This window comes from Flavobacterium sp. FlaQc-30 (assembly GCF_044005885.1).
Lineage (GTDB): Bacteria > Bacteroidota > Bacteroidia > Flavobacteriales > Flavobacteriaceae > Flavobacterium.
Window position 1 is genome coordinate 1124427 of the sequence record NZ_JBIPCO010000001.1, and the last position, 17348, is coordinate 1141774.

22 protein-coding genes are annotated in these 17348 nt (G+C 31.1%); 12 read left to right on the plus strand and 10 right to left on the minus strand.

All coding sequences use genetic code 11. The features are described 5' to 3' along the window. Nucleotides 1-4: 4 nt before the first annotated feature. The 4 genes from ACHRV0_RS04970 to ACHRV0_RS04985 form a co-directional block, all read right to left on the minus strand. On the minus strand, nt 5-526 hold the full coding sequence (locus ACHRV0_RS04970) for a TlpA family protein disulfide reductase (RefSeq protein ID WP_395440092.1): 522 nt from the start codon (nt 524-526) through the stop codon (nt 5-7). Between the two features lie 165 nt (nt 527-691). After that, on the minus strand, nt 692-1333 hold the full coding sequence (locus tag ACHRV0_RS04975; RefSeq protein WP_395440093.1) for a hypothetical protein: 642 nt from the start codon (nt 1331-1333) through the stop codon (nt 692-694). Nucleotides 1334-1357: 24 nt separating this feature from the next. Then, a complete protein-coding gene (locus ACHRV0_RS04980) occupies nt 1358-2044 on the minus strand; it encodes an ATP-binding cassette domain-containing protein (protein ID WP_395440094.1) in 687 nt (228 codons plus the stop codon). A gap of 1348 nt (nt 2045-3392) precedes the next feature. Next, nucleotides 3393-3659 (minus strand): hypothetical protein, encoded by a 267-nt coding sequence (locus tag ACHRV0_RS04985; RefSeq protein ID WP_164975034.1) that lies wholly within the window; start codon nt 3657-3659, stop codon nt 3393-3395. A 103-nt stretch (nt 3660-3762) separates the two neighbouring features. Between ACHRV0_RS04985 and ACHRV0_RS04990 the strand changes: the two genes are divergently transcribed. Further along, nucleotides 3763-4167 carry a helix-turn-helix domain-containing protein gene (locus tag ACHRV0_RS04990; RefSeq protein ID WP_395440095.1) on the plus strand — a complete coding sequence of 135 codons (405 nt, stop codon included), beginning with the start codon at nt 3763-3765 and terminating at the stop codon, nt 4165-4167. 70 nt (nt 4168-4237) lie between these two features. Here ACHRV0_RS04990 and ACHRV0_RS04995 read toward each other — a convergent pair whose 3' ends face one another. Both ACHRV0_RS04995 and ACHRV0_RS05000 read right to left on the minus strand, forming a co-directional pair. Then, complete coding sequence (locus ACHRV0_RS04995; RefSeq protein ID WP_129024515.1) at nt 4238-5497, minus strand: aspartate kinase; 1260 nt, start codon at nt 5495-5497, stop codon at nt 4238-4240. 184 nt (nt 5498-5681) lie between these two features. Then, nucleotides 5682-6170, minus strand: a complete 489-nt coding sequence (locus ACHRV0_RS05000) for a GNAT family N-acetyltransferase (protein WP_395440096.1) — start codon at nt 6168-6170, stop codon at nt 5682-5684. 239 nt (nt 6171-6409) lie between these two features. Between ACHRV0_RS05000 and fbp the strand changes: the two genes are divergently transcribed. Further along, nucleotides 6410-7417, plus strand: coding sequence for a class 1 fructose-bisphosphatase (gene fbp, locus ACHRV0_RS05005; protein WP_129024513.1), 1008 nt, complete (start codon nt 6410-6412; stop codon nt 7415-7417). Nucleotides 7418-7477: 60 nt separating this feature from the next. Continuing rightward, nucleotides 7478-7855 carry a hypothetical protein gene (locus ACHRV0_RS05010; protein WP_129024512.1) on the plus strand — a complete coding sequence of 126 codons (378 nt, stop codon included), beginning with the start codon at nt 7478-7480 and terminating at the stop codon, nt 7853-7855. 193 nt (nt 7856-8048) lie between these two features. Here the strand turns inward: ACHRV0_RS05010 and ACHRV0_RS05015 are convergent, their stop codons facing one another. Then, complete coding sequence (locus ACHRV0_RS05015; RefSeq protein ID WP_089054284.1) at nt 8049-8480, minus strand: TerB family tellurite resistance protein; 432 nt, start codon at nt 8478-8480, stop codon at nt 8049-8051. Nucleotides 8481-8651: 171 nt separating this feature from the next. Between ACHRV0_RS05015 and ACHRV0_RS05020 the strand changes: the two genes are divergently transcribed. From ACHRV0_RS05020 to ACHRV0_RS05045, 6 genes are all read left to right on the plus strand, one after another. Next, nucleotides 8652-9245, plus strand: coding sequence for a HupE/UreJ family protein (locus ACHRV0_RS05020; protein ID WP_129024511.1), 594 nt, complete (start codon nt 8652-8654; stop codon nt 9243-9245). Nucleotides 9246-9250: 5 nt separating this feature from the next. Further along, nucleotides 9251-9682: a dCMP deaminase family protein gene (locus tag ACHRV0_RS05025; RefSeq protein WP_089054282.1), complete on the plus strand. Its 432-nt coding sequence runs from the start codon at nt 9251-9253 to the stop codon at nt 9680-9682. Next, nucleotides 9682-11259, plus strand: a complete 1578-nt coding sequence (locus ACHRV0_RS05030; RefSeq protein WP_129024510.1) for a S41 family peptidase — start codon at nt 9682-9684, stop codon at nt 11257-11259. Before ACHRV0_RS05025 ends, ACHRV0_RS05030 begins: the two co-directional genes overlap by 1 nt. Before the next feature lie 17 nt (nt 11260-11276). Continuing rightward, nucleotides 11277-11642 (plus strand): nuclear transport factor 2 family protein, encoded by a 366-nt coding sequence (locus ACHRV0_RS05035; protein WP_089058458.1) that lies wholly within the window; start codon nt 11277-11279, stop codon nt 11640-11642. Between the two features lie 70 nt (nt 11643-11712). After that, on the plus strand, nt 11713-12024 hold the full coding sequence (locus tag ACHRV0_RS05040) for a hypothetical protein (protein ID WP_395440097.1): 312 nt from the start codon (nt 11713-11715) through the stop codon (nt 12022-12024). A 40-nt stretch (nt 12025-12064) separates the two neighbouring features. After that, nucleotides 12065-12685: a hypothetical protein gene (locus ACHRV0_RS05045; protein ID WP_395440098.1), complete on the plus strand. Its 621-nt coding sequence runs from the start codon at nt 12065-12067 to the stop codon at nt 12683-12685. 2 nt (nt 12686-12687) lie between these two features. Here the strand turns inward: ACHRV0_RS05045 and ACHRV0_RS05050 are convergent, their stop codons facing one another. The 3 genes from ACHRV0_RS05050 to ACHRV0_RS05060 form a co-directional block, all read right to left on the minus strand. Beyond that, nucleotides 12688-13293 (minus strand): FAD-dependent oxidoreductase, encoded by a 606-nt coding sequence (locus tag ACHRV0_RS05050; RefSeq protein ID WP_395440099.1) that lies wholly within the window; start codon nt 13291-13293, stop codon nt 12688-12690. Nucleotides 13294-13296: 3 nt separating this feature from the next. After that, nucleotides 13297-13497, minus strand: coding sequence for a hypothetical protein (locus ACHRV0_RS05055; protein ID WP_026728410.1), 201 nt, complete (start codon nt 13495-13497; stop codon nt 13297-13299). A gap of 104 nt (nt 13498-13601) precedes the next feature. Beyond that, nucleotides 13602-14180, minus strand: a complete 579-nt coding sequence (locus ACHRV0_RS05060) for a MarC family protein (RefSeq protein WP_129024506.1) — start codon at nt 14178-14180, stop codon at nt 13602-13604. 291 nt (nt 14181-14471) lie between these two features. Between ACHRV0_RS05060 and ACHRV0_RS05065 the strand changes: the two genes are divergently transcribed. The 3 genes from ACHRV0_RS05065 (at nt 14472) to ACHRV0_RS05075 (ending at nt 17246) form a co-directional block, all read left to right on the plus strand. Beyond that, nucleotides 14472-15272, plus strand: coding sequence for a hypothetical protein (locus ACHRV0_RS05065; protein ID WP_395440100.1), 801 nt, complete (start codon nt 14472-14474; stop codon nt 15270-15272). Nucleotides 15273-15362: 90 nt separating this feature from the next. Beyond that, the gene (locus ACHRV0_RS05070; RefSeq protein ID WP_089054275.1) at nt 15363-15932 is read left to right on the plus strand and encodes a DUF3109 family protein; all 570 of its coding nucleotides are present in this window, start codon (nt 15363-15365) and stop codon (nt 15930-15932) included. A gap of 336 nt (nt 15933-16268) precedes the next feature. Continuing rightward, nucleotides 16269-17246, plus strand: a complete 978-nt coding sequence (locus ACHRV0_RS05075; protein WP_089054274.1) for a ribonucleotide-diphosphate reductase subunit beta — start codon at nt 16269-16271, stop codon at nt 17244-17246. The last annotated feature ends 102 nt before the right edge of the window (nt 17247-17348 follow it).

The following is a 17348-nucleotide window of genomic DNA, read 5'->3' on the forward strand; positions in this document are numbered from 1 at the left end:
GCGATTAGTCGATATTTAATTTTCTAATCAAAATGGCAGGGTTTATTTGGCCTTTTGTTTTCTCGATTAAATTTTGATTTTTATCATATAATACTATGCTAGGCAATGAATTAACATCAAAAGTAGCAGCGAATGAAATTTTGTTGTCATGTAAAAAACGGACATTATCATAAGCTGTTAATTGATGTTTTTTAGCAAATTTTTTAATTTGTAAAGGTTCTTCAAAGGATATAAAAATGAGCTGAACGTCCTTAAATTTTTCCATGTTTTTTTGTATCATTTGTGTTTCTGCATCACAGTAGTCACATTCAGTATTGAAATAGATAAAAATTGTTGCAATATCATTTTTAAGATTTTCATTTGTAAAAGTTTCTCCATTTATGGTTTGATAAGAGAAATTGGGAATGGTTTTGATGTTTTGAAGAATTTCTTTTTTGTGGTTTATTTTGGATGTTATTTGATAACCAAGAAAGAATAGAGCACTGATAAATAGTAATGCAAAGATTATTTTTAATGATTTTTTCATTGTTTTTGTTTTCTATTTAAAAGTAGGGATATGATTAAGCAAACCATTGATATTGCTCCAAGTCCTGCTTGAATGTAATCTTATTTGTAGGAAAAATAGTTGACTGTGTAAATAATGATTATGCTACAGCAGATGATGAGAAAAAGTTTTTGAATTTTAGACATTTTAAGAATAGTTTAATGTAAAAAACATTACTGTTGCAACCCATAAAAATAGTGCTGGAACATAGCTTAAGCCTAGAATTTTTAGTCCTTGATCAGTATTAGTTTCTGTTAATTTGCCAATTTCAAAACCTAAGTAAATGACATAAAGAAGCTCAAACAAATTAATGACCTGAAATGGATAAATAAACCAGACTTCAAGCCTTTTGTAGCCTGTAATGTTTAATGCTGATAAAGGATAAAAATATTGAAGATCTTTCAGGTTATAGTTTGTTTGAAAACAACAAAACCAAACTATTTTAAAAATACTTACCAAAATAAAAATAAATTCTGCCTTTAAAACATAATGCCAAACTAAGTTAAAATTCATTTTTCTGCTATCAAACAGCATAATTCCAACGTAGATTACACTTGAAATTATCATTGTTTTTATTAAAGTGATAATTGGGACAATAATATAGTATAACCACTTAATTTTTTTCTGGACTTCAAGTATTCTTTCAATTTGTTGAGAGGTTAGATGTACTGTAAGTGATTGATAGTATAATTCTTCAACGTTAAGTAGATTATTACCTGCTTTGGATACTATTATTGAAACACTGGATAATAACAATAGTAATAAATAATTTGTTTTTTTTATTTTCACATCGAATTATTAAGAGCTTAAACCTTATTTTAAGTATGTTAATACTAAATCTGACAGTTGGTCAGTACTTTCTATATTTAGAGTGTTTATTTTTTTTTCTAATATGATTGTTTGATTTTTTAATATTAAAATTTTATCAGTAAAATTTTCAAGGATGTCTACTTGGTTAGAGGAAATAAAAAGAGTACATCCTTTTTCTTTTAGATTTGACAATACATTTACTACTTCTTTTATTGCAATTAAATCTAATCCTATAAAAGGTTCATCCATAACTAAAATTTCGGGGTCGTTTATTATTGATGTCGCTAGTAAAACTTTAGATTTTGTTCCAAATGAGATTGTAGAAATCAATTTATTTAAATGTGCATCAAAGTCTAGAGTTTGTGAAATTTTAGTAATTTTTGATTCTATTTCGTTATTAAGTAACCCTTTTAGTTTTCCTGCTAGAAGAATGTATTCTTTTACTGTTAGTTTATCAATTAACATTTCATGGCCAAGGTATAAACCTATTTTGTTTTTATTGTTTGGGATAAGGTTTACTGTGCCAGTATTTGGTTTTAGAAGTCCTATCAAACATTTAATTAAGGTTGTTTTTCCTGCACCATTTCGACCATAAATAACAGAGAGCTCACCTTTTTCTATTAAAAAATTTATATTCTCTAAAATTATATTTGAGTTAAATCTTTTGGTTAAATTTTCGACTTTAATCATAAAAGGTGTTTATATGTAAATTACTGAACAAAGTATTTAAAGTATGGGATCGATAAAAAATTAAAAATATCAAAATTGATAAAAATGTTATAAATGAAAAATCTATCAAATATGTGTTAATATAGAAAATCACTATTAAAACCAAAGAGTTTGTAATTAAAAGTATGAGTGATTTGATAAGAGGGATCGCAAAAAAAATATTAAAAAGAATATTTCCAACTATCAGATTGATAAAAATAAAAATATTCATTAAAAGCCAGTTGGTTAGATTTGTTCCATTAAAATTTTGATTGAACAGCAAAGTAATTAGTAAATAACAGATGTTGAATTCGACAATAAACTGACTTTGTTTAGTTGAAGCAATCTTTTTAAGCTCAATACTTGGAAATTGGAAAAAGAATAATTTTTCATTTGTGTTTGACCATATTAAATTAAAAAACTTATCTGAAAATAGAATTGGAGTTAATGAATAAACTATAAAAGTGTCTTTATATTTAGAAGTCAAAATAATTATTGACATGAAAAATATATCTATTAACCCCATTTCCCGATATGATTTTAAAAAAAATATGTAAGATAGCTTCATTGTTTTGAGGTCTTATAGTAATTATGGAGGTATACATAAAAAGAAATTATAGCGAGCAAGAAAGTTATAGTAGCTGATGTTAAGTAAATTTTATAAAAATACACTTTGGTAAACTCAACAAACTGTAATTGTTTTTTTGTAAAATCTAAGAAGGGACCGCCTAAAAGCATAAGGGGAAACATATAAATAAAAATTAAAATGAGATATATTTTTTTACTTACGACATTATTAGATACTATTTCTTTTAAGAAAAAACTAAAAGAAATAAAAAGGAATCCTATTAATATTAATGGCAGTGTGTTTTTTGTTAAGAATAGAAAAGGTATGAGTAAAAAAAATTTTAGAATTAGTTCTGAAAAAAAGTTTAGTTTAATGCTTTTGTAAAGGTCAAGTAAATTACTGAATAAAATAATTGTATTTAGATTTGATTTGTTTGAAATAGTATGAAAATCTAAACCTATTATCGTTAAAAAATATACAGAAAGTGCGTAAAATAGATTATTAAATATGTAGATATTATGCAGAAGAAATAGATAAGAAGGAAGAAGGATAAGCATATAATTAATCTTAATCATATACTTAAATTTGTAATCATACTCAAAGCGTGTGTATAATTTTAGTTTTATTAATAAAATTTCGTAAATCATTTATAATTTTTGATGATGTATTTTGTTAGAAATATTGATGTACAAATAATTTTACCCGTTGAATATTCAAAATAATTTAATATTGAGAACTTTATTCAACGGGTTAAAAAAAGCTTTAGCAGGTAAAAAGACCTTGTACAACTCCTCCTATCCATCCTTGGAGTGCTCCAGCACCGCCTCCAAACATTGCTCCTACAGCTATTCCTCCAATTCCTGAACATACAATACAAGCGTCTGAACGACTAAAATCCCCTCTATTCATAATTTTAGTACAACCGCCGCCGCCCTCGTCATATGGGTCTGGTGCTTCTTGATCATAAGTGTTGGTGTAAGGGCCTCCTGCTAATAACTTTTCCATTTTTTGTAATTCTAATTTTTTCATAATGATAAAGATTTATTGGTTAATATTTAGATTGATATACACACAAAAGTACAGACTGTTTTAAGATAGTCTTAGTCGATAATCGGTTATTTAAAACCTAAATATGGATAAATATAAAATATTTCTTATTTTTATATTTGTAAATTCGTTAAATATGAATGTAATTATAGGAAATAAGCTTAAAAACCTGCGTAAAGCTAAAAATATGTCACAGGAACAAGTTGCTGATTTTTTAAACATTTCGCAATCAGCCTATGCGAGGATGGAGCGTGGAGAAAGTACTTCTTGGGCTATTCATTTTAAGAAAATCTGCGAAATTTTTGAGATAACACCGGAAGAGTTGGTTAAAAAAGGAATTGGAGATTCTGTCTATGAAAGTTTGGTAAATACAGAACAGCAAACTGAAATTGGAGTGTTAAATGTGTATAGAAAAATAATAAGACAATATGAATTACAAATAGAAGATTTGAAAATGATAATTAAACATTTAAATAAAGGTAAAAACTAAAAAGGCTTCACAATTAAGTGAAGCCTTTCTAAAATATATTTGAATTGAAATAATTACCTTTTACAAAGTATTAATTAAGTTCCTTAGTTACAATCTGCATGGTTTCGCGGCTGACTTGTTTTAGTAAAACTTCTTTGTTTGTTTCAACAGTCTGTGCAGCATCTTCTGTAAAGTGACGGATCGTATATAGAGTCACATTTTCGCTGTAATCTACTTTGAATTTTTTCGAAAGTATAGCGTTCAAATCACTGAAATTTCCAAATTTATCTTCTACACAAACAGAGAAACTAATCGCAGAATTCTGAATCAAGTTTACTTTGATTTTAAATTCATGGAATAACCCAAAAATCTCACTGATGTTTTCTTCCATAATGAAAGAGAAATCAATCGAAGAAAGAGAAATTAAAAGCTGTTCTCTTTTTACGATAAAACAAGGATATTGCGGCTCAAGATCAACACCTTTAGAAACACAAGTTCCTTTTAATAATGGGTTGATAAATGATTTTACGTATAACGGAATTTCTTTTTTCTGTAACGGCTGTAATGTTTTTGGGTGAATAACCGTTGCACCGTAAAACGCCAATTCGATTGCCTCGCGATACGAGATTTGATTTAACAAACTTGCATTTTCAAAATAACGCGGGTCAGCATTCATAACTCCCGGTACATCTTTCCAGATCGTTACACTTTCGGCGTTTAAGCAATAAGCAAAAATTCCTGCAGTATAATCAGAACCCTCACGACCTAGAGTCGTAGTGAAATTATTTTCATCAGCACCTAAAAACCCTTGAGTAATGTTTAAGATTTTTCTAGGTACATTTTTACTAATAAGCTGCTGCGTTGTTTCCCAATCTACTTCGGCATCTCTGTAGTTTGCGTTTGTTTTAATGAAATTACGAACATCAAGCCATTGCGTTTGAATGCCCATGAAATTCATAAAATGACTTAAAATAGTAGTCGAGATTAATTCTCCAAAACTTACAATTTGATCGTAAACAAAATTATAATTTGGAGATTTATTATGCGCTAAGAAATATTCTAATTCTGAGAATTGCGCATTCACAGCCGTAAAAACCTCATGTTTTTCATCTTCAAACAAATCCAATAAGATTTGGTTGTGGTATTTTTTTATTTCCTGTACAGATGAATTCAGCTCTGCCGATTTATCAAAATAGTTCTTGATAACAACCTCAAGAGCATTTGTGGTTTTTCCCATTGCCGAAACAACTAAAATCACATCTTCATAACCTACTTTTTGTAAAACGTCGTATACGTTTTTTATTCCTTCAGCATCTTTTACAGATGCACCACCAAATTTAAATACTCTCATTTTTAATTTTAGATTTTTTAATTTTAGATTTCAGATTACGAAATCTGGTATTTTTTTATATTCTTCTGCCACAGATTATAAGATTAAAATGATTTTACAATCTGTGTCAGTTTGCCACGAATTACACAAATTTCCACTAATTTAATTCGTGCTAATTCGTGAAATTCGTGGCAAACTAATATTTTTATAATTTATCTAAGAACGTATTAATTCCTAACTCATCCATTTGAACAACCTGCCAGCCGTCGAGAATTTTTGCACCCGAGTTCTCGTAAAATTTTACAGCAGGAGTATTCCAATCCAGAACATTCCATTCAACCCTTCTCACATTGTCTCTTTTGCCTTGTCTCATTATTTCGGCATATAATGCAGAACCAAGACCAGTACCGCGCATTTTCTCTTTTACAACTAAATCTTCCAAGTGGATTGTTTTTCCTTTCCAAGTCGAATAACGGTAATAATATAATGCAATTCCAACAATTTCCCTTTCCTTTAACTCATTTGTAATCTCAGCTACAAATACATGAAAAAGCGGTTTTTCTCCAAATCCGTCACGTATTAAATCCTCTTCAGTTATAACAACCGCATCAGGTTCATTTTCGAATATTGCCAGTTCCTGTATTAATCCCAAAACATATTTCATGTCTTCAGGATTCCCTTTTCTAATATTCATAACTATCCTAATTTTATTCTTTTATCGCTCCTATATAATATTGTGTCTTTGTCAAGATCAATTTCATATATTCTTATTATTAACCGTTTATTAGCTAAAAAAGCATTTTTTTATAGGCTGCTTTCTGCTATTAATTAGCAAATATACAATAGTAGTAAACTAACAAAATAATTTTTAAATCATTCTCACAAAATAAGCGATATTTGTGACTTAAAATTAAAAACTATAACGATATAGCAATGGAAGAACGCAATAAAACACTGGGAGAGTTTATTATTGAGAACCAAAAAGCATTTCAGTATTCGTCGGGGGAGCTTTCCCGAATTATCAACTCTATACGTTTGGCGGCGAAAGTCGTAAACTATAAAGTAAACAAAGCAGGTTTAGTAGATATTATTGGCGCAGCAGGCGAGCAAAATATCCAAGGCGAAGACCAGCAAAAATTAGATGTCTATGCAAACGAAGTATTTATCCAGACGTTAATAAACCGTGAGATTGTCTGTGGTATTGCTTCAGAAGAAAACGACGATTTTATAACTGTTCAGGGGAGCGACAACAGTCATAATAATAAGTACGTTATCTTGATGGATCCTCTTGACGGATCATCGAACATTGATGTAAATGTTTCTTTAGGAACTATCTTTTCTGTTTTTAGAAGAGTTACTCCAATAGGAACTCCGGTTACAAGTGAGGATTTTTTACAACCGGGAATCAATCAAGTTGCAGCAGGATATGTAATTTATGGAACTTCGACTATGTTAGTGTATACAACTGGACATGGGGTAAACGGATTTACATTAAACCCAGCAATTGGTACATTTTACCTTTCACATCCAAATATGAGATTTCCAGAAAACGGAAATATCTATTCTGTAAACGAAGGGAATTATGTTCATTTTCCGCAAGGTGTAAAAAATTACATCAAATATTGTCAGCGTGAAGAAGAAGACAGACCGTATACGTCAAGATATATTGGAAGTTTGGTTTCAGATTTTCATCGAAATATGATTAAAGGCGGAATTTATATTTATCCAACAAGTTCAAAAGCACCAAAAGGGAAATTGCGATTATTATACGAATGTAACCCGATGGCGTTTATTGCAGAACAAGCCGGAGGAAAAGCAACTGACGGTTTTGGAAGAATTATGGAAATCCAGCCAACAGAACTGCATCAAAGAGTGCCATTTTTCTGCGGAAGCTATAAAATGGTAGAGAAGGCAGAGGAGTTTATGAAGGAAGCGCAATAGCAAACTTTTTTTGTCGACGCAACCTTTTTACATTTTCAACATCTTTTAAATAAAAGACTTATGAAAAAACTATCCATTTTGCTAATCTTGACCGTAACTTTATTTAGCTGTTCTAATGATAATGATTCCTCGGGAGTAAAAATTAGATTGTCGAATGCGAGTAAATTTAATTTTAAAAATATTACAGTAAATACTTCGACTGGAAATGTGAATTTCGAGGATTTAAATTCAGGACAAAAAACAAGTTACAAAGTATTTGAGTATGCATATAGTTATGCATTTGTTGAGTTACAAATTGATGGTCAAACATATACATTGCAGCCTATTGATTATGTTGGAGAAACAACTCTTGAAAAAGGGAATTATACATATGAGATTACTGCAAATGAAAGTCAAGAACGACAAGGGAAATTGGGGTTGAGATTAATTAAGGATTAATGCGCCATTCTGTTTTATGAAATAGAATTGTTTAAACAATAATTGATATTTTATAATTCATAAATCTGAATATAGTACAAACAAAATAAACCCGACAAGATTTAAAATCTAGTCGGGTTTATTTTTGAGTTTTATTTAGGTTTCAATTTTAAGTCAGTATATAAACTGAACATTAAAATCTAAGCCCTGAATATTATTTATTCATATTTTCCATTTCAAAAACAAAAGTATCTAAATCTACTTTTTTGTCTACTAAAGATAATGCTTTTGAAATAATGTAATTTACGTTTCCTGGAGTAAATCCTAAAGCTAATCCCATACGAGTCAACATAACTTCTTGCTGGTCTCCTAAATGATGATCAACATGAACCATTCTCGCCAAATCAAACAAACGCTCTAAACGTTGAGCATATAAATACGGCGGGTTTATTGGGTGTTTCCAAGGATCAACTAAGATTTCACTGTATTCTTCTTCCGAGATTTCTAATCTTGAAGCTAATTTGTCCAAAAAGTCTTTCTCCTCAGGACTTACTTTACCGTCAGCAAATGCTACACGCACAATTGCAGAGAAATGACCTCTGTTTCTTTGTTTGAATTCGTTATCAAATAATTCTGAAAATGGCATAATTAAAAAGTGTTTTATTTCGCAAAGATAAATCTTATTTTAATTTAACAATTTTAAATTCCTCATAAATTTAACTTATTTTTATTCATTGTTTTAAGAACTGTATTTACTGAATCTTCAAAATAAATCGTATGTTTACAACCCCTAATCATTAAAATATTATTAGTTCTTATGTCAGAATTTTGGATTTACTTTCAAATAGGTTTAAAGCATGTTTTAGATATCAACGCTTACGATCACGTTCTTTTTTTAATTGCATTAACAGTTCCGTATACGTTTAAAGACTGGAAACGCATTTTGCTTTTGGTTTCCGTATTTACAATCGGTCATACTATAGCATTAATACTTTCTGTTTTTGGAATAATTGCAGTAAAAGTAAACCTTGTGGAGTTTTTAATTCCGATAACGATTTTGATCACAGCCTTATATCATCTTTTTACCGCAGGAAAAGCAACTAAAAATGACGGCATAAATTTAATATTTTTTGTAACGCTGTTTTTTGGAATTATACACGGACTTGGATTTTCGAATTATTTTAAAACTATTTTAGGAGGTTCGCCAAGTTCAAAATTATTACCTTTAGGAGAATTTGCTTTAGGTATTGAAGCAGCGCAGTTAGTAGTGGTTTTTGTAGTTTTGGTAATCTCATATATTGTACAGACGGTATTTCGTTTTTCAAAACGCGACTGGGCACTTGTGATGTCGGCTTTTATTATTGGAGTAGTAATTCCGATGATTATCGAAAGCCCAATTTGGAACAGATAAAATAAATGGAAGTAAAAAAGCTTAATAAATACGATAAAGCCTATTTGAGAATCGCTAAAGAATGGAGTTTACTCTCTTATTGCAAGCGTAAACAAGTGGGTGCTATCATCGTAAAAGACAGAATGATTATTTCTGACGGCTATAATGGAACGCCTTCAGGATTTGAAAATTGCTGTGAAGACGAAGATGGTTTAACACGCTGGGATGTTTTACATGCCGAAGCAAATGCGATCTTAAAAGTAGCGCGATCAACACAATCATGTGAAGGCGCAACTTTGTATATCACGCTTTCGCCATGTAAAGAATGCAGTAAATTAATACATCAATCAGGCATAAAAAGAGTAGTTTATCATAACGGATATCGTGATGACTCTGGAATTCAATTTTTAATAAAAGCAGGTGTCGAAGTAGAACATATTCCTGTTTTAGAAGAATAATGAAATTTAATCCCAAATATCTGCCCATTGTTATTGGAGCCACTTTTGCTCTAGGAACAGTACTCGGAAGTTTAATGCACACTTCTGCAGATGACCAATTTTTGGCTAAAAATTACTCCAAAACTAAACTCAACAAACTTATCGATTTTATCAATAATGAATATGTTGACAGCATCAACACCGATTCAATTGTTAATCTTACCGTCGACAATATACTCTCAAAATTAGATCCGCATTCCGTTTATATTCCGCCAAGCGAACAGGCAGAAGTAGCCGAAAGTATGAAAGGGGATTTTGTTGGAATCGGCATCAATTTTTATATGTATAAAGATTCAGTTGCCATTATAAAACCTGTCGAAAACGGACCTTCTGCAAAAGCAGGATTAAAATCTGGCGACCGAATTCTATTTGCAGGAAAAACTAAGTTATACGGACGAAAACTACCTTCAGACAGTTTATTCTCTAAACTAAAAGGAGCTAAAGGTTCAGAAATTGAATTGACTGTTTTTAGAAAATCTGAGCAAAAGAAGCTGAAATTTAAAATCAAAAGAGATATTATTCCAATTAAAAGTGTCGATGCTTCTTTGTTGATTGGGAATAATGTTGGTTACATCAAAATAAATCGTTTTGCCGAAACTACTTTTAATGAGTTTAAAACGGGTTTAACACGATTGAAAGAAAAAGGAATTCAGTCGCTCGTAATCGATCTTCGTGATAATGGTGGCGGCTATATGGAAGAAGCGATTGCAATTGCCGATGAGTTCTTAAAAGACAAGCAATTGATTGTTTTCACCAAAAATAAAAACGGAACAACAGAAAAAACGTATGCTACGAAAGCAGGAAGTTTTGAAGCTGGGAAAGTATATGTGTTAATCAATGAAAACAGTGCTTCGGCAAGCGAAATTCTAGCAGGAGCAATTCAGGATAATGATCGCGGAACTATCGTTGGGCGTCGTTCTTTTGGAAAAGGTTTGGTACAGCGTGAAATGGATTTCAACGACGGATCGGCAGTTCGTCTTACCGTGGCAAGATATTATACGCCAACCGGAAGATCAATTCAAAAACCGTATAAAAAAGGAAATGAAGCGTATTTTAAAGAATCAGAGTCGCGTGTTACAACAGGCGAATTGTATGCAAAAGACAGTATAAAAGTAGCAGATTCTTTAAAATTTAAAACGCCAAAAGGTAAAATCGTATACGGCGGCGGCGGAATTGTTCCGGATGTTTTTGTGCCGATGGAAGCAGAACACGGAAATGAAAACGTTGCTTATTTGCTTCAAACAGGAATAGTAGGGCATTTTGTTTTTGAAGAATTAGATAAAAATCGAAATGCTTTTAAAGACGCTCATTTTAATGAGTTTCTGGTACAGATGAAAAATTCTGACGACTACTTTAAGAAGTTTAAAAAATACATTTCGTTGACTGGTTTAGATTTAAAGCTAGATAAAACAAAAGCTTTGGTAAACAGATATATCACTGCAGAATTTGCGCGACAATTGTATGGAGAAATGTATTATTATGATGTTATTTTGAAAGATGACGCCATGATAAAAACAATCTTAAACCCGAAAAAGTAACCATAAACCTTTTTAATATGGAAGTAGTAACTGTTGTAAATGCCGAAATCGAACTTCTGACTGCTGTTAAAAATGCTGATGTTTTAGTATTAGAAAGAATGCTTCATGACGATTTGTTGTTCAATTTGCCTGATGGTAATACAATTACAAAACAGTTTGATCTCGATTCTTATCGTTCGGGTAAAATGAAAATTGATATGATTGAGGCTTCCGATCAAATTATTAATATAATAGGCGATTCAGCTGTCGTTGTTGTTACAGTTTCATTAAAAGGAAAATTTGATAACAATCCAATTGATGGTGTTTTGAGATACATTCGAGTTTGGAAACAGTTTGGTGAAGATCTAAAAGTAATCGCTGGAAGCTGCACACAATTAGCGTAAATTTTTAAAACAAGACTTTGCTTGCTTTTCGTAATTCTTAGTTCTAGAGATTGCGGTTAAATCACAAAATATGAAAAATCTAAAAAAGATAAGTTTTCTTTTACTTCTAATGGCTTTTGCAATTTCTTGTGCAAGTATGAAAGATAAAAATACAATTTCAGGAAAAGTTCAGTCTATTGAATTTGGAAAGGATGGTTATACAGCTAAAATCAGTACTGCTAAAAACGAAGTTTATTTTGCCACAATCAGTATTGTAAATGTTGGCGGACCAGAAAATTACAAAAAAATAAAAGAAGGTGATGAGGTTTCTGTAAAAGGAGAAATCTGGAAAAGCGAAGAGGAAAACCACATTAAGGTTACACAGATTATTTCTGTCAAATAAAATACTCTTACTAGAATTAATTTATACTTCTATTTTTAGAATGAAAAAACTTTTGATTTTTTTAATTCTTTTTTGTTTTGGATGTTCTTCTAATAAGGAAGAAATCGAAAGTATTGAGTTTATGTCGTACAGATGGGAGCTCAAAAATCCGACTTTGACAGATAAGGGAAAGTTTTATATTCAGCCAAATTTATATTCAATTATAGGTTTAAATGGAGAAAATGAAAGTTATATGTGTCAGTTTTCTCCAAATAAGAAAGAGGTTTATTTTCATTCGAAAATAGATGAAAAAATTATCAAAGAATTTGTTAAGGATTCTAGTTTGGCTCAAAATAAATTTGAAATGCCTACGGATTCGTATTCCTATGGTGGATGTGTTGAAAGTGCGTTAATATTAAGATTGAATGTTCTCTATAGTAATAAAAAAATAAAGTCATATTTTTTAAATTATCCTGGTAGAGTTAAGACAGATATGATGATTAAAAAATTGTATGTTTCTTTGTTTGTGAAGGGTACTGAAGAAAAGCTCGAAAGAATAAATGACACAGTTTCTTTGAGTAGAAAAAAACGAGCATTTATAAACTTTTCAATGCATGCTGATACTTTAATTTTGCCTTTGCCTGCATTGCCCAAGTATAACAAAGTTAGGTTTGTGAAATAACTTTATCTAATACTATCGTGTGCGTGAGTTTGTATACCATTATTCCATAAAGTAAGAATATCTGTTGCAACTGCTGCGCCGCTTCCTGCAGCAATAGCTAATTGACTTCTCCAGCCTGCCAAAGTTCCAATTACATAAATGCCGTCGGCTACTTTATGATCGTCGTTTTTAAGCTGAATACGTTGTTTTTCGGGAAGTGCTTTTATATGAGGTTCAATATACTGCATCAAACCTTCGATATCAAAAGTATTTGCAGAACCAATTCCAACAACAATGTTTTTTGTTTGGTATGAATTTTTATTGGTAATTACAGTAAATTCAGGATAGGTTCCTTCTACTTTAATTACTTTTTCATTTGCGATTTGAATAATATGCGGATAGGAAGCTGCTAAATCTTGTGTGCTTTCTGTTAGTAATTCAGAACCTAATTTTCCAGGCGAAATACCATAAGCATTGTAAAAAATAGCTTCTTGTAAAGAAGAATTTTTTTGATGTGTAAAGATTCCAATTTTTTTATCGGTAACAAAAGCTTTGTTTTTGGCAGAACCTAAAACAAGGGCACAAGAAATCCCTGAGACTCCTCCACCGACAATTAAAACGTCAAACATATATTATCGACCGTTTGTTTTTTCTTCAATTCTTTTTGAAATTCTAAAAATCAAAAGAATCAATACTGCGCAGAAAGAAGCTGCGATTCCAATAAAAGCTACCATACTATCACCTTGAAAAGGATTTTTAAAGTCTAATAACGTAATATTAAAAACAATTAGAGCTAATGCTAGAAGCACTAAGATTGAAGTAAAGATTTTCATATGCTTATTTATTTGTCTAAAATAGTAAAAAGGAACTTTAAGTTAAAAAAAGTCTTAAAGTTCTGTTTTAGAAATTTTATGAGGTAAAAGTATAAAAATAAATCTTAGACAAACAAACCTTTAACATTAGCAGCAAATAATTTAACAGCAATTGCTAAAAGTATGACTCCAAATGTCTTGCGAACCACGCCAAGTCCGTTTTCTCCTAATAAATTTTCGATTTTTTTAGACGATTTCAAAACAATATAAACTAAGACAATGTTTAGTATGATTGCAATGATAATATTAACCGTATGAAATTGAGATCGAAGCGAGAGTAAAGTAGTCATTGTACCTGCTCCGGCTATCAATGGAAAAGCAAGCGGAACAATTGAGGCTGATCCGGGTTCTTCGTCACGGTAAATTCTAATTCCTAAGATCATTTCTAAAGCAAGAAAAAATAATACAAACGAACCTGCAACAGCAAACGAGTGTACATCAATACCAATCAGGCTCAAAAAACCTTCGCCGACAAATAGAAAAACGATCATGATGGCGCCAGCAACAATAGAAGCTTTTTCAGATTCGATGTGACCAACTTTTGCTCTTAAATTGACAATAATTGGGATAGAACCTACAATATCGATTACCGCAAAAAGTACCATTCCAACAGTAATAATTTCTCTAAAGTCGATTTCTAGCATATAGTTCTGATTTTAAGCGATTAATAATTTGCTGCAAAAGTAGGTAATAAAGTTAGGTGATTTTTTGTTACGTTGTATTTTTGTTATAAAAACACATATTATACGTGTAAAATGTGATATTTATAACAATATTGTGTTTCAATTGTTGATTTAGAGAAAAAGAGACGGATAATTTTTGAACTTAACTTTTCTTAGCTTGTTTTTAAAAAATCGGATAAAATTAAAAGCTAAAAATTATAACTTACTGAAAATCAATTAGTAAATTTGTTTGTAATTTTAAGTTTATTGATCATGGAAAGAATGCGGTTGGTTGTAGTACTCTTGGTTCTGTTGTTTTCATTCAATAGTTCGCAAGCTCAAATTTGGCAGCAAATTAAAAAAACTGCAGAAGATAAGGCTGGTAAAAAAGGCCAAAGCGACAGTGGTAAAGCTGCTGATCAAAATGTAAATATGAATGATGCGATCTTGAATTATGGAAAAAATAAAGTAGATCCGTCAGTTGTGCCAAATTCCTATAATTTTAGCTGGAAATATGTTATGGAAATTAAAACCGGTGAAGGAAAGGCAATGAATGCCGATTATTTTTTGGAACCTAATGCAGCTTATTTTGCAATGAATATCGATCAAGGAAAAGGGCAGAGTATGTTGATGATTATGGATTCTAAGAATAATATAACGGTGACTGGTTTTGGTAATGGTAAAGAAAAAATGGCTTCGGCTTCAAAAATGCCGGATTATTCAGAAATGGCAAAAAAAGAAAGTGAGAAGACTAAATTTATCATTAAGACATTGCCTAATAAGACTTTTTTAGGATACAATTGCAAAGGAATTCAAATGACAAATGATGAACATGATATTATTTGTTATTACACAAGCGAAGCTAAAGTGAGTTTTGGTGATATGTTTAAAAATCAAAAAGGCTGGAAAATGCCCGAGGCTTTTATAAATTATTTTAAACCAGAAGATAAAACGTTATTAATGGACATGACGATGAAGGATTTGAAGAATAAAGGAAAAGTGACTACAATGAAATGTGTAAGTTTAGAAAAAAATGCTTACGTTTTTAATAAGGCTGACTACAAATTTATGTAGATAAAATAGTAACATTCTAAATTAGTTTGGTTTAAGAACATAAGTGTGGGAGTGATTTTTATTTCCTGAATCTTTAGTTACCTTTGCAAAATGTTTCAACTAGGAAAAACCATCGTATCAGAGGATATACTCGAAAAAGAATTTGTTTGTAATTTATCAGCATGCAAAGGGGCTTGCTGCGTCGACGGCGATGCAGGTGCGCCTTTAAGTGAAGCTGAAACTAAGATTTTAGAAGAGATTTATCCTAAAGTAAAACCTTTTTTAAGAAAAGAAGGAATTGACGCCATCGAAGCGCAAGGAACTTGGGTAAAAGGAACTGACGGAGATCTAGAAACGACTTTGATTGATAATAAGGATTGTGCTTATGTTATTTTTGACGGTAAAACGGCACTTTGTGGAATTGAGCAAGCTTATAATCAGGGAATCGTAGATTGGAAAAAACCAGTTTCTTGTCATTTGTATCCAATTCGTGTAAAAGACTTCACAGAGTTTGCTGCTGTTAATTATGATAAGTGGGATATTTGTGATGATGCTTGTTCTTTGGGTAAAGAGCTAGAAGTTCCAGTGTATAAATTTGTCAAAGAAGCTTTGATTCGCCGCTTTGGAGAAGACTGGTATTTGGAGCTTGAAAAAGTAGCCGAAGAACTTAAAAATTCGTAAAAATTCGGCAAGGCTTATCGTTGTTGAAAAGTGATTCGTTTTTACTCACAAAAAGGAAAGCCGAGCCTCAAAAAAAACTTTAAAAACATTTTAGAATTCCTTGCTTTTTATTTCAAAAAGTCTATATTTTACAGGGCTTCAAGATGTATGTCCAGCATTTAAATCATTCATTTACAGAGAATTGATTGTTGTATGAAAAACATTTCAATTTTTCATCGTTGTTAAAAACTACGCCCGATTGTGAATAAGTTTGGCTTTTATTTTTGGCAGCAATTAACAATCTTTGTAGTGTATTGAATTAGAAAAAATTCAGTAAAAATTATTAAAAAAATTGTCATGTCACAAGTCGAACCAATACTACAAGAAAATAAAAATCGTTTCGTTATTTTTCCTATCAAACATCATGATATTTGGGAATGGTATAAGAAAATGGAGGCTAGTTTCTGGACTGCAGAAGAAATTGATTTGCACCAAGACTTGACAGATTGGAATAATAAATTAAGTGATGATGAAAGATATTTCATCAAACATATTTTGGCATTCTTTGCGGCTTCTGACGGAATCGTAAATGAGAATCTTGCTGAGAATTTTGTAAACGAAGTTCAATATGCTGAGGCTAAGTTTTTCTATGGTTTTCAAATCATGATGGAAAATATTCATAGTGAAACGTATTCTTTATTAATTGACACTTACGTGAAAGACGAAGCAGAAAAAGCAGAATTATTTAATGCTTTGGAAGTTTTTCCTGCAATTGGTAAAAAAGCAGAATGGGCTTTAAAATGGATTGAATCTGATTCATTTGCTGAAAGACTTATTGCTTTTGCAGCTGTTGAAGGTATTTTCTTCTCTGGAGCTTTCTGTTCTATTTACTGGTTGAAAAAGCGTGGTTTAATGCCAGGTTTAACTTTCTCTAATGAATTGATTTCTCGTGACGAAGGCGTACATTGTGATTTTGCAGTTCACCTGCACAATCATCACTTAGTGAATAAAGTTCCAAAAGATAGAATTAAAGAAATCATTGTTGATGCTTTAAATATCGAAAGAGAATTTGTAACAGAATCTCTTCCGGTAAGTTTAATTGGAATGAACGCGACTTTAATGACGCAATATCTAGAATTTGTTGCTGACAGATTATTAGTAGAATTAGGCTGCGAGCGTGTTTATGGATCAGCGAATCCGTTTGACTTCATGGACATGATCTCTCTTCAAGGAAAAACCAATTTCTTTGAAAAACGTGTTGCAGAGTATCAAAAATCGGGTGTGATGAACACAGACAGCGATGCTCAGAAAATTTCATTTGATGCAGATTTTTAGACAACAAAAATAATTTCAGTGTTATTTAAACCCTGAAAAGAATAAAACTTTTACAAGTATTTTTTTAGATTGAATCTCTTTCCCCAATCGAAGATTCAATGA

Coding starts and splice junctions, on each gene's coding strand:
- ACHRV0_RS05000 (WP_395440096.1), bottom strand. CDS start 6,170: ATGAATATTAGAAAAGGGAATCCTGAAGACATGAAATATGTTTTGGGA.
- ACHRV0_RS04985 (WP_164975034.1), bottom strand. CDS start 3,659: ATGAAAAAATTAGAATTACAAAAAATGGAAAAGTTATTAGCAGGAGGC.
- ACHRV0_RS05065 (WP_395440100.1), top strand. CDS start 14,472: ATGGAAAGAATGCGGTTGGTTGTAGTACTCTTGGTTCTGTTGTTTTCA.
- fbp (WP_129024513.1), top strand. CDS start 6,410: ATGGAAGAACGCAATAAAACACTGGGAGAGTTTATTATTGAGAACCAA.
- ACHRV0_RS05010 (WP_129024512.1), top strand. CDS start 7,478: ATGAAAAAACTATCCATTTTGCTAATCTTGACCGTAACTTTATTTAGC.
- ACHRV0_RS05050 (WP_395440099.1), bottom strand. CDS start 13,293: ATGTTTGACGTTTTAATTGTCGGTGGAGGAGTCTCAGGGATTTCTTGT.
- ACHRV0_RS05030 (WP_129024510.1), top strand. CDS start 9,682: ATGAAATTTAATCCCAAATATCTGCCCATTGTTATTGGAGCCACTTTT.
- ACHRV0_RS05045 (WP_395440098.1), top strand. CDS start 12,065: ATGAAAAAACTTTTGATTTTTTTAATTCTTTTTTGTTTTGGATGTTCT.
- ACHRV0_RS05060 (WP_129024506.1), bottom strand. CDS start 14,180: ATGCTAGAAATCGACTTTAGAGAAATTATTACTGTTGGAATGGTACTT.
- ACHRV0_RS05015 (WP_089054284.1), bottom strand. CDS start 8,480: ATGCCATTTTCAGAATTATTTGATAACGAATTCAAACAAAGAAACAGA.
- ACHRV0_RS04990 (WP_395440095.1), top strand. CDS start 3,763: ATGGATAAATATAAAATATTTCTTATTTTTATATTTGTAAATTCGTTA.
- ACHRV0_RS05075 (WP_089054274.1), top strand. CDS start 16,269: ATGTCACAAGTCGAACCAATACTACAAGAAAATAAAAATCGTTTCGTT.
- ACHRV0_RS04970 (WP_395440092.1), bottom strand. CDS start 526: ATGAAAAAATCATTAAAAATAATCTTTGCATTACTATTTATCAGTGCT.
- ACHRV0_RS05025 (WP_089054282.1), top strand. CDS start 9,251: ATGGAAGTAAAAAAGCTTAATAAATACGATAAAGCCTATTTGAGAATC.
- ACHRV0_RS05040 (WP_395440097.1), top strand. CDS start 11,713: ATGAAAAATCTAAAAAAGATAAGTTTTCTTTTACTTCTAATGGCTTTT.
- ACHRV0_RS04995 (WP_129024515.1), bottom strand. CDS start 5,497: ATGAGAGTATTTAAATTTGGTGGTGCATCTGTAAAAGATGCTGAAGGA.
- ACHRV0_RS04980 (WP_395440094.1), bottom strand. CDS start 2,044: ATGATTAAAGTCGAAAATTTAACCAAAAGATTTAACTCAAATATAATT.
- ACHRV0_RS05020 (WP_129024511.1), top strand. CDS start 8,652: ATGTCAGAATTTTGGATTTACTTTCAAATAGGTTTAAAGCATGTTTTA.
- ACHRV0_RS05070 (WP_089054275.1), top strand. CDS start 15,363: ATGTTTCAACTAGGAAAAACCATCGTATCAGAGGATATACTCGAAAAA.
- ACHRV0_RS05035 (WP_089058458.1), top strand. CDS start 11,277: ATGGAAGTAGTAACTGTTGTAAATGCCGAAATCGAACTTCTGACTGCT.
- ACHRV0_RS05055 (WP_026728410.1), bottom strand. CDS start 13,497: ATGAAAATCTTTACTTCAATCTTAGTGCTTCTAGCATTAGCTCTAATT.